The organism is Alginatibacterium sediminis, from assembly GCF_003610775.1.
GTDB classification, from domain to species: Bacteria; Pseudomonadota; Gammaproteobacteria; order Enterobacterales; family Celerinatantimonadaceae; genus Alginatibacterium; species Alginatibacterium sediminis.
Genome location: NZ_RAQO01000004.1, coordinates 442,458 through 453,615, shown reverse-complemented (window position 1 = coordinate 453,615; position 11,158 = coordinate 442,458). Strand labels below are relative to the sequence as shown.

Sequence of the window (11,158 nt, the reverse complement as noted above, 5' to 3'; positions counted from 1 at the left end):
TAATACTGTATGACAACCCCTAACTAGCTACGGATAACCAAACGATTGCTTTGTTTGACTTCTTCCATGACTACGTATGTACGGGTGTCATTTACACCAGGTAAACGTAACAGTGTTTCACCCAACAACTTTCGATAAGCAGACATATCAGCAACTCGAGTTTTCAATAGATAGTCGAAATCACCTGAAACTAGATGGCATTCTTGTATGTCTTCCAAATTTTGAACCGCATAATTAAATTGTTCAAATACGTCTGGAGCACCGCGGTTGAGCGTGATCTCGACAAACACAAGTAAAGAGGCATCAAGGTATTGAGGATTTAGAATAGCTGTATAACCGCTAATAAACCCTTGACGCTCTAAGCGTCGAACACGTTCTAAACAAGGCGTAGGGCTTAAGCCAACACGTTTAGATAGTTCTACATTTGAAATGCGGCCATCTTTTTGCAACTCGCCAAGAATGTTGCGGTCAATGCGATCTAGTTCCTTCATCTATAAACCTTCTACGTCCGTATATACTATTCACTAACTCTTTAGCTGGGTCCCCTGCTCAAGAGTGAAAAATTATGCATGCTTTCACCATAAAAAACCTTTTTCTGAAAGCTACTTTGACAACATGATACCTACCCATAATTGCTAGTTTTAGACTTTTACGCCGAAACGGATGCTAATATTGGAGAATAGTTTTATTGTCTAGGTGTATTTATTTCACAATTCCCGCACTCAAGCAAGCCGCAATTCGAATAAACCGTGATTTTTGACGATAAAGAAGCGTGCACTTAGAATTACAACTCATATCAAAGTGTAAACGCTTATTACCCATTGCTTGAATACCTGTTAAAGTGTGGCGAAACAAATTTATAACCTATATATACAAGAGATTAATCCCAATGAGCGATGTACAACACCATAAACTAATTATTTTAGGCAGTGGCCCCGCCGGATATACAGCAGCAGTTTATGCAGCTCGAGCAAATCTAAATCCGGTGTTGATTACAGGTATTCAACAAGGTGGACAGCTAACGACCACCACTGAAGTGGAAAACTGGCCAGGTGATGCAAAGGGTTTAACTGGCCCTGTACTAATGGACCGCATGCGTGACCACGCACTTGAATTCGATACCGAAATTATCATCGACCATATAACGTCGGTCGACTTTTCCCAAAAACCATATCGATTAAAAGGTGATTCAGTCGAATATAGCTGTGATGCTTTAATCATTTGCACCGGAGCATCGGCGCGTTATTTAGGCCTAGAATCAGAAGAAGCATTTAAAGGCCGTGGTGTATCTGCCTGTGCAACCTGCGATGGTTTCTTTTATCGAAACCAAAAAGTTGCAGTCGTCGGTGGTGGCAATACTGCCGTTGAAGAAGCTCTATATTTAAGCAATATCGCCAGCGAAGTGCACCTGATTCACCGCCGTGATAGTTTCCGCAGTGAAAAAATTCTAACCAAACGATTAATGGATAAAGTTGCGGCAGGTAACATTATATTGCACCTCGACCAAACACTTGATGAAGTGCTAGGCGATGAAATGGGTGTCACTGCAGTAAGAACCCAGCACGTTGCAACTGGCGAAACTAAAGATATTGAAGTCATGGGAGCCTTTATCGCAATTGGGCACTCTCCAAATACTGAAATATTTGCAGACCAACTGGATATGGAAAATGGTTATATTCAGATCCATAGCGGAATCACTGGTAATGCAACTGCAACGAGTAAGGAAGGCGTTTTTGCCGCAGGCGATGTAGCGGACCATATCTACCGTCAGGCGATTACGTCAGCGGGTTCAGGTTGTATGGCTGCTTTGGACGCTGAGCGCTATCTAGACAGCCTCTAAACTACCCTTGCCTCTTTACCAATTGGGCACAGAGCTTAGGTTTCCAAAGCCTAGCCTTGCCCTTGAAGACCCAAATGGCTTACTCGCTATCGGCGGCGACCTTTCTGCACAACGCCTTATTCTTGCTTACAACAATGGTATCTTTCCTTGGTATGAAGAAGGCCAAGAGATTCTGTGGTGGTCTCCAGAGCCGCGTTTTGGACAACAGTGCGCTAACATAATGCCAAGTCGCAGTATGGCTAAACTTATGCGTAAAACGCAGCTCCATGTAACCCTCAATATGGCTTTTTCAGATGTCGTACATCAATGTGCGGCCGAACGAGATGAAACCGGCACTTGGATCACTCAAGATATGCAGAAGGCTTATCAAGCCCTGCACAAGCTCGGACATGCGCACAGCGTAGAGGTTTGGCAAAATACCGAACTTGTCGGAGGGTTTTATGGAATTGCAGTTGGTCAAATGTTTTGCGGTGAATCGATGTTCCATCGCGTTAGCAACGCATCAAAGCTAGCTTATTTTGTGTTCTCAAAGCACTTTGAAAACCACAAAGGGCAATATATCGATGGGCAAATGGAAAACCCGCATTTACGCTCTTTAGGCATGCAAATTAAACCCCGGACTGAATATCTGAAGTTGCTAAAACAACTAAAAGCACAAGAAGTAGACAAAAGCACTTGGCAAGCACAAAGACTGCTTTAATATTTGCGTCGAAACTTTACACAGCCCCTTAAATCTGGCATTCTCGCTGCGATTTAATTTACTACTCCTTCGAGGACTCAATGGCAAAAGAAGACAATATTGAAATGCAAGGCACGGTACTTGATACTTTGCCCAACACGATGTTCCGTGTTGAACTAGAAAATGGTCATGTCGTTACTGCGCATATCTCTGGAAAAATGCGTAAGAACTATATCCGCATTTTAACTGGCGATACAGTAACCGTACAGTTGACCCCTTATGACCTTTCTAAAGGACGCATTGTCTTCCGAGCTCGCTAGTAGTTTTCGACGGATAATAAAAAAGCCAGCAATGCTGGCTTTTTGTGTTCTTGTATAATCAACGCTAATTAGGCTTCTGCTGTCTCGTCAGCGTAATGAAATTCCAAGGCATCATCAACAACAGTCACGTCAACATGCCCGCCTTTATTGAGTCGTCCAAATAATATTTCATTCGCCAAAGGTTTGCGTACTTGTTCACGAATAAGTCGCGACATTGGTCGAGCACCCATCGCTTTGTCGTAGCCTTTGTGGGCTAACCAAATACGTGCTTCTTCTGTTAATTCAAGAGAAACACCATTTGCGTCTAACTGCGCTTGAAGTTCAACGATAAACTTGTCCACTACCCGCTCAATCACATCTTCGTAGAGATGGTTAAACCAAATAATATTATCGAGACGGTTTCTAAACTCTGGAGAAAAGACTTTGTTAATTTCATCCATTGCATCGAAAGCTTGCTCTTGCTCTTTAAAACCAATGGTAGAACGTTGAATTTCTTTAACACCTGCATTACTGGTCATAACGACAATTACATTTCTGAAATCTGCTTGTCGACCATTGTTGTCGGTTAAAGTACCGTGATCCATAACTTGCAATAGCAAGTTAAAGACATCTTCATGTGCTTTTTCAATTTCATCGAGCAACAACACACAATGCGGATGCTTCAATACTTGGTCGGTTAGCAAGCCGCCTTGGTCAAAACCAACATAACCCGGTGGCGCACCAATTAATCGACTGACGGCATGACGCTCCATATATTCGGACATATCGAAACGAATCAGTTCAACACCCAAGCATTTTGCTAATTGGGCTGTGACTTCTGTTTTACCAACACCCGTTGGGCCTGCAAACAAGAAAGAACCCACCGGTTTATTCTCAATACCCAAACCGGAGCGATTTAAGCGAATCGCATCCACCAATACATCGATAGCGGGATCTTGTCCAAACACAACCATTTTTAAACTGTCATCTAGTTCGCGCAATGTTTCACGATCAGACGACGAAACTTTAGTTTCAGGAATGCGCGCAATTTTAGCTACGATTTCTTCAATTTCAGTAACACCGACTGTTTTCTTACGTTTGCTTGCTGGTAACAAGCGCATTCGTGCGCCGGCCTCATCAATGACGTCAATGGCTTTGTCAGGCAGGTGACGCTCATTAATGTACTTAGCCGATAACTCCGCAGCCGATTGCAATGCTTGTTTGGTATAGCGCACCTCATGGTGTGCTTCATAACGGCTTTTAAGTCCTAATAAGATTTTAGTGGTATCAGCAACACTTGGTTCCACTACATCCACTTTTTGGAATCGTCTTGCCAAGGCGCGATCTTTCTCAAAGATTTGGTTATATTCTTGATACGTGGTTGAGCCAATACAGCGTAATAAGCCATTACTTAGTAGTGGCTTAATTAAATTTGCCGCATCGAGTTGTCCACCAGAGGCTGCGCCTGCTCCTATGATGGTATGGATTTCATCAATAAACAAAATTGCATTTTCGGCATTTTCTAACTGCTTGAGTAGTGCCTTAAACCGCTTTTCAAAATCGCCACGGTATTTAGTACCAGCTAAGAGGGAACCTATATCTAGAGAATAGATGGTTGCATTTTTGATAACATCAGGCACATCTTCATGCACAATTCTGTATGCGAGGCCTTCGGCAATCGCAGTTTTACCCACACCTGCTTCACCAACCAATAAGGGGTTATTTTTACGACGACGACATAAAACTTGAACCGTTCGGCTAAGCTCTGCATCACGCCCAATCAGGGGATCAATTTTACCTTTAAGCACCAATTGATTTAGGTTAATCGCGAAGTTTTCAAGCTTTTTCATTTCTTCAGGGCTGGTATGAGCGGTCCCTGGTTCGCTACTCGATTCAGATTCGTCGCTCGCATCTTCTTTACGGATACCATGGGATATAAAGTTAACGACATCTAAACGACTAATATCAGTTTTCTTTAAAAAATAGACCGCTTGGCTTTCTTGCTCGCTGAAGATTGCGACCAAAACATTAGCCCCACTGACTTCGTGGTTACCGGAGGACTGCACATGAAACACTGCTCGTTGCAGAACCCGTTGAAAACCTAAGGTAGGCTGGGTTTCTCGTTCGGCGTCTGATTGGGGGATTGTGGGTGTGGTTTGTTCGATAAAAGATAATAGCTCTTTTCGCAGGTTTTCTATTCCTGCCCCACAAGCTAAAAGCGCTTCGTTGGCCGCTTGATTGTCTAACAAGGCGAGTAGCAAGTGCTCGACCGTCATGAATTCGTGTTGTTGGTGACGAGCGTCTTTAAACGCTTGATTAAGGGTGCTTTCCAATTCTTTGTTCAGCATATACTGCTCTCCCAAATACTACTCTGACTCTTCGGGCTCCATCGTGCACAACAATGGATGCTCGTTCTTCCTTGCAAATTGATTGACTTGCGCAACTTTTGTTTCCGCTACTTCTTGAGTGAAAACCCCGCAGGTCCCTCGGCCACGATAATGAATTTCTAACATCGTTTGTGTGGCTTTATCTTCATTCATTCCAAAAAACAATTGCAGTATTTTTACTACAAAATCCATTGGTGTGTAATCGTCATTATTTACATAAACCCGATACATTGGTGGCGGCGCTATTTTAGGGTCACTTTCCAAGGTAAGGCTTTCTAAATCAAGCCAATCCGATATCTTACTCATACGTTAATTAGATTAATAATGATCATCACTGTAAACCAACATAACCGCTTTGCATGATCAAGGCTAGCATAAAAATGGTCATAAGCTTGACACTGATAAATATTTTACTAAATTGTTAAATAACCATAGTTTAATTTCTATGCAAAAATATCAGCAAAAGTTCACAAACCTTTAAAATAGGCATGTTGAGCACTTGCAATACGTATCCTTAAGGATAATGTAATATTAAACGTTATTAATTTGTTAATGGATTTTCAAACCGTGGTAAACACGTAACAATAAATAGGAAAAAGTGGTATGCCTAGTGGAACAGTAAAATGGTTTAATAATGCAAAAGGATTTGGGTTCATTTGTCCAGAACAAGGCGGTGAAGATATCTTTGCCCACTACTCTACAATACAAATGGAAGGTTATCGCACGCTCAAAGCAGGACAACAAGTCGACTTTGAAACAGAAGACGGACCTAAAGGCAGCCATGCAGTAAGCATTGTTTTTGACGAAAGTCAGAAATAGCCAATTTTTAGCTTAAAAGTCCCTACTGTAGAACACATGAACAGCAACAATAGCGACTTTAAGTTACCAACCTGAAAATTGCGTTAAAAAAACCGAGATTAATAACCTCGGTTTTTTTTATAGAAACAAATTACAAGTTCTCGAGTGCCGTATTGAAGTGCTCACTTGGACGCATTGCTTTTGCAGCAAGTTCGGCATTTGGATGAAAATAACCACCAATGTCCATCTTAGAATCCTGAACTTGGATGAGCTCATGTAAAATAGTTGGTTCGCTAAACTCAAGCTGTTCGGCAAACTTGGCGAAAGTTTGCGCTAGTTCCCGATCGTCACTCTGTTTGGCTAATTCTTGTGCCCAATACTTGGTTAAGTAATAGTGGCTGCCGCGATTATCTATTTCATTAACTTTACGCGATGGTGACTTATTATCGAGCAAGAAGGTTGCGGTTGCCTTGTCTAAGCACTCAGCGAGAACCTTAGCTTTTGCATTGCTGGTTACATCAGATAGATGCTCTAAGGATACCCCTAAGGCTAAAAACTCACCCAATGAATCCCAACGTAAGTGATTTTCTTTTTCGAATTGTTGTACATGCTTTGGCGCTGAGCCACCCGCCCCTGTTTCGAATAGCCCACCGCCATTCATTAGCGGAACAATAGACAGCATTTTTGCACTCGTGCCCAGTTCCAAAATTGGGAACAAATCGGTCAGGTAGTCTCGCAAGACATTACCGGTTACTGAAATGGTATCAACACCTTGAAGTACGCGTCCCAAAGAAAATTGAGTTGCGTCAACGGGACTCAAAATTTGAATATCCAAACCAGAGGTATCATAAGTCGCGAGGTACTGCTTAACTTTAGTAATTAGCTGGGCATCGTGAGCTCGCGCTTGGTCTAACCAAAAAATTGCTGGTGTGTTAGTGGCTTGAGCACGTTTTACCGCAAGTTTAACCCAGTCTTGTATAGGTGCGTCTTTAACTTGACACATACGGAAGATGTCACCGGTTTCGACATTCTGGCTCATTAGAACCTGATCGTTGCCATCAAGTACAAGTACTTGTCCGTCAGTTTCAATTTGGAATGTTTTATCGTGAGAACCATATTCTTCAGCTTTTTGCGCCATTAAACCAACATTCGATACGCTACCCATCGTTGTAGGATCAAACGCACCATTTAACTTACAAAAATCAATGGTAGCTTGATAAATACCAGCGTAACAACGGTCAGGAATAATGGCATTGGTGTCTTGGAGCTCGCCAGCACTGTTATACATTTGTCCAGAGCTTCGGATCATAGCTGGCATTGATGCATCAATGATTACATCTGATGGTACATGTAAGTTGGTGATACCCTTATCGCTGTCGACCATAGCTAATGCCGGAAGTTTTTCTGACGCATCAACAAATGCAGCGGTTATTTGAGCTTGACGGTCTTTAGGTAGATTTTTAATTTTTCCAATTACATCCCCTAAGCCATTACGCGTATCAACACCAAGTGCTTCAAAGTCTTCAGCATAGGCTGCGAATACTTCACTATAAAAAGATTCAACGACTGCACCAAATATAATCGGATCAGAGACCTTCATCATAGTCGCTTTCATATGTAGCGAAAATAGAACGTCTTGCTGCTTCGTTTTTACGATTTGTTCGCCAATGAACGACTTCAAGCTAGAGATACTAAGTACTGAACTATCAATTATCTCACCTTCAAGTATCTCAAACGCGCTTTTAAGCTCAGTTTGTTTACCTTGTATATCTTGGTGAACAATTTTAACGCTACCGGCAGAATCAAAGGTCATTGACTGTTCACTTGCATAGAAGTCACCAGACTGCATGCTAGATACATGAGTCTTGCTGTCTTTAGACCATGCGCCCATACGGTGGGGGTTAGCCTTAGCAAAGTTTTTAACTGCATTAGGTGCCCTACGATCTGAATTCCCTTCACGTAATACCGGATTAACCGCAGACCCCAAGACTTTCGCATAGCGCGCTCGAGTTTCATTTTCTTTATCAGTCTTAGGTTCTTCAGGAAAATCAGGAATCGCAAAACCTTGTTGCTGTAATTCTGCAATACAAGCTTTTAGCTGGGGAATAGACGCAGAAATATTTGGCAACTTGATAATATTAGCTTCAGCTGTCTTGGCAAGTTCGCCAAGATAAGCTAAATCATCTGAGATTTGTTGCTCTGGACGCAAGCAGTCCGGGAAGCCAGAAAGAACGCGACCCGCTAGCGAGATATCGCGTGTTTCAATTTCAATGTTGGCTTGCGCAGTGAAGGCATTGACAATCGGTAATAATGATTGTGTGGCTAAGGCTGGCGCCTCATCAGTTATGGTGTAGACAATCTTAGACATTTCAACTTCCTAGTATTTGCATTACCAAAGGTGTGGACCAACGCGAGTTGTTAGCGCCACATTCCTTTTGGCTTATGGTGGGTACATCCAATTTGATGGGTAAACCAAATCAGAACTGTAGCCCTATAGTTATGTTTGTTTTAAACAAAGTGTTGCGATAATAAACTAAATCTAAAAACAATTACATATCACCTAAGTCCAATCCAAACTGACCCTACCAGTCAAACTGCTAGGGAAGTTTGCGCCGCATAACTCTGGCCTATAAACTAGTCGCGACTTTAATTTCAAGGAAAACAGTGTGACGCGTTTAATACGCGGCCGACGTAGCGGCCCTCAAAGCAGCAACTCAAGTACCCATCGTCGTAAGCCCATGGGAAAACGCCGCCCCGAACCCGCTAAAACGCAGTTGATACTGTTGAATAAACCGTTCGACGTATTAAGCCAGTTTACCGATGACAACCAACGAGCAACGCTTAAAAACTATGTAGATATTCCAAACGTATATGCTGCAGGACGCCTAGACCGTGATAGTGAAGGTTTGTTGATATTAACTAATAGCGGAAAAATGCAACATTTGTTGGCTCACCCAGATAACAAAACTGATAAATGTTATTGGGTCCAAGTTGAAGGACAAATTACAAACTTAGCTATCGATAAACTATCATCAGGTATTGAACTTAAAGACGGAATTACTGCACCAGCGCAGTGTGAACTGATGCAAAGCCCCGAAATCTGGCCTCGCGTCCCCCCTATTCGAGAACGAGCCGCTATTCCTACGAGTTGGATTTCACTGACTATCAGTGAAGGCAGAAACCGCCAGGTGCGACGCATGACAGCTGCGGTTGGTTTTCCAACACTACGCCTCATCCGTTACCGAATAGGCCAATGGACTATTGATGATATCGACAGTGGAAACTATACAATCGTAGAACCATAAACTGTCCTGTTTTGTGATTGGTATCACCTTGTGTTTCTGCTAGAATTGCGCCAAATTTTTAACACGCGAAAGCTATTACAGTCTATTGATGAACTATATCCCTGAGCCTACAAGCGATAACGCTAATAAAAAAGTCGTCGTCGGAATGTCCGGCGGTGTTGATTCTTCCGTTTCAGCCTACCTTTTAATTCAACAGGGTTATCAGGTTGAAGGTCTGTTTATGAAAAACTGGGAAGAAGACGACAACTCTGAATACTGCGCGGCAGCTGAAGATTTAGCCGACGCACAAAAGGTTTGTGACAAGCTAGGGATAAAGCTTCATACCATCAATTTTGCAGCTGAATATTGGGATAACGTCTTTGAACACTTCCTTGAAGAGTACAAAGCTGGACGTACGCCAAACCCAGATATCATGTGCAATAAAGAGATTAAGTTTAAAGCCTTTTTAGAGTTTGCTGCCGAAGAACTAGCAGCCGACTACATTGCGACCGGTCATTATGTCCAACGCCGTTTCCAAGACGGCCATTGGCAAATGTTACGTGGTCTCGATAGCAACAAAGACCAAAGCTACTTTTTATATACTCTTGAAGAAAAACACATCGCCCAAACGCTATTTCCTGTTGGAGATATCGAAAAGCCGCTAGTACGTCATATTGCTGAACAACAAGGTCTGGTGACACACGATAAAAAAGACAGTACTGGGATCTGCTTCATCGGAGAGCGTAAGTTTACTGATTTTCTGGCGCAATATTTACCCGCGCAACCGGGTCCAATCGAAAGTAGCGAAGGCGAACACATCGGCGAACACCAGGGCTTGATGTATCACACCCTTGGTCAACGCAAGGGCCTAGGTATTGGCGGCACCAAAGATGGCAGTGAAGATCCTTGGTATGTCGTTGATAAAGACATCGAACGTAATGTTTTGGTCGTCGGACAAGGTCATGATCACCCTCGCCTCAAAAGCGAAGCTCTATTAGCTAACCAACTTCATTGGGTTGATCGCAAAACTTTAGCAGAGGCCTTGCGTTGCAGTGTTAAAACTCGCTACCGCCAAACGGATATTCCATGTTGGGTATATCCATTGTCTGACGACAAAGTGTCCGTCATTTTTGACGACCCTCAAATTGCTGTCACACCGGGTCAGTCGGTGGTGTTCTATAAAGATGAAGTATGCCTTGGCGGCGGCATCATAGAACAGCGCATTGCAAACAAGGATTCGCTATGAGCCAAATGGATGACCGCATTATGGCACTAGCTGCGTTATGCCAGAGCATAAAACTTGTACAAGATGTCGCTCATAGCAATAGCTGCGATGCGCAAGGCTTAAAAACGTCTATCAACAGTGTGTTGGCGATTGATGCTGACAGCTGTAATGAAATCTATGGTGGTCCGGCTGCATTGAAGGACGGATACTCATCGCTAATTGCTCAACTCAATAGCGTGCGGGAACCAAAAACCGTCGAGCTAACTCGTTATATGGTTGGCATACTGGCGTTGGAACGCAAACTTGCAAAACGCCCTGACCTATTAGCCATGCTTGGTGAACGAATAACTCAAATCCAGCGTCAACTTCAGCATTTTGATCCTTTGGATGAGCAAGTGCTTGCCAATACCGCGAGTATCTATAGCGATATCATTTCACCAGCGGGTCCAAAAATTCAAGTACATGGTAACGTTGAATACTTGAAGATCCCTTTAGCGCAAAACAAAATTAGAACACTGCTGTTGTCAGCGATACGTGCCTGCGTATTGTGGCGACAACTCGGTGGCAAACGTCGACAGCTTCTATTTTCGCGTGGGCAATATGCCTCACGTGCAGATGAAATCTACCAAGCAATAGTCTAAACAAC

The 11,158-nt window shown here is 42.9% G+C and carries 11 protein-coding genes; 7 read left to right on the top strand and 4 right to left on the bottom strand.

The annotated features are described in order from the left end of the window. Positions 1-23: 23 nt before the first annotated feature. Entirely contained in the window at positions 24-491 is a 468-nt protein-coding gene (gene lrp / locus DBZ36_RS05170) for a leucine-responsive transcriptional regulator Lrp (RefSeq protein ID WP_120353857.1), read from the bottom strand. Positions 492-889: 398 nt separating this feature from the next. Here lrp and trxB point away from each other — a divergent pair, with 398 nt between their 5' ends. The 3 genes from trxB to infA all read left to right on the top strand — a co-directional run bounded on the left by trxB (position 890) and on the right by infA (position 2,839). Beyond that, positions 890-1,840, top strand: a complete 951-nt coding sequence (gene trxB / locus DBZ36_RS05165; protein ID WP_120353856.1) for a thioredoxin-disulfide reductase — start codon at positions 890-892, stop codon at positions 1,838-1,840. Between the two features lie 7 nt (positions 1,841-1,847). Further along, complete coding sequence (aat, locus tag DBZ36_RS05160; protein WP_120353855.1) at positions 1,848-2,540, top strand: leucyl/phenylalanyl-tRNA--protein transferase; 693 nt, start codon at positions 1,848-1,850, stop codon at positions 2,538-2,540. Between the two features lie 80 nt (positions 2,541-2,620). Then, positions 2,621-2,839, top strand: a complete 219-nt coding sequence (gene infA, locus DBZ36_RS05155) for a translation initiation factor IF-1 (protein ID WP_120353854.1) — start codon at positions 2,621-2,623, stop codon at positions 2,837-2,839. A 68-nt stretch (positions 2,840-2,907) separates the two neighbouring features. Here infA and clpA read toward each other — a convergent pair whose 3' ends face one another. Both clpA and clpS read right to left on the bottom strand, forming a co-directional pair. Next, complete coding sequence (gene clpA / locus DBZ36_RS05150; RefSeq protein ID WP_120353853.1) at positions 2,908-5,166, bottom strand: ATP-dependent Clp protease ATP-binding subunit ClpA; 2,259 nt, start codon at positions 5,164-5,166, stop codon at positions 2,908-2,910. A gap of 18 nt (positions 5,167-5,184) precedes the next feature. Further along, entirely contained in the window at positions 5,185-5,511 is a 327-nt protein-coding gene (clpS, locus tag DBZ36_RS05145; RefSeq protein ID WP_120353852.1) for an ATP-dependent Clp protease adapter ClpS, read from the bottom strand. 297 nt (positions 5,512-5,808) lie between these two features. On the opposite strand from clpS, the gene cspD reads away from it, so the two are divergent. Then, positions 5,809-6,024, top strand: coding sequence for a cold shock domain-containing protein CspD (gene cspD, locus DBZ36_RS05140; protein WP_120353851.1), 216 nt, complete (start codon positions 5,809-5,811; stop codon positions 6,022-6,024). 130 nt (positions 6,025-6,154) lie between these two features. On the opposite strand, the gene DBZ36_RS05135 is transcribed toward cspD, so the two are convergent. Then, positions 6,155-8,371, bottom strand: a complete 2,217-nt coding sequence (locus tag DBZ36_RS05135) for an NADP-dependent isocitrate dehydrogenase (RefSeq protein WP_120353850.1) — start codon at positions 8,369-8,371, stop codon at positions 6,155-6,157. Between the two features lie 370 nt (positions 8,372-8,741). On the opposite strand from DBZ36_RS05135, the gene DBZ36_RS05130 reads away from it, so the two are divergent. The 3 genes from DBZ36_RS05130 to hflD all read left to right on the top strand — a co-directional run bounded on the left by DBZ36_RS05130 (position 8,742) and on the right by hflD (position 11,153). After that, on the top strand, positions 8,742-9,308 hold the full coding sequence (locus DBZ36_RS05130) for a pseudouridine synthase (RefSeq protein WP_120354467.1): 567 nt from the start codon (positions 8,742-8,744) through the stop codon (positions 9,306-9,308). An 88-nt stretch (positions 9,309-9,396) separates the two neighbouring features. Then, the gene (gene mnmA, locus DBZ36_RS05125) at positions 9,397-10,533 is read left to right on the top strand and encodes a tRNA 2-thiouridine(34) synthase MnmA (RefSeq protein ID WP_120353849.1); all 1,137 of its coding nucleotides are present in this window, start codon (positions 9,397-9,399) and stop codon (positions 10,531-10,533) included. Continuing rightward, a complete protein-coding gene (gene hflD / locus DBZ36_RS05120; protein WP_120353848.1) occupies positions 10,530-11,153 on the top strand; it encodes a high frequency lysogenization protein HflD in 624 nt (207 codons plus the stop codon). The genes mnmA and hflD overlap by 4 nt, the downstream gene beginning before the upstream one ends. Positions 11,154-11,158 lie beyond the last annotated feature (5 nt).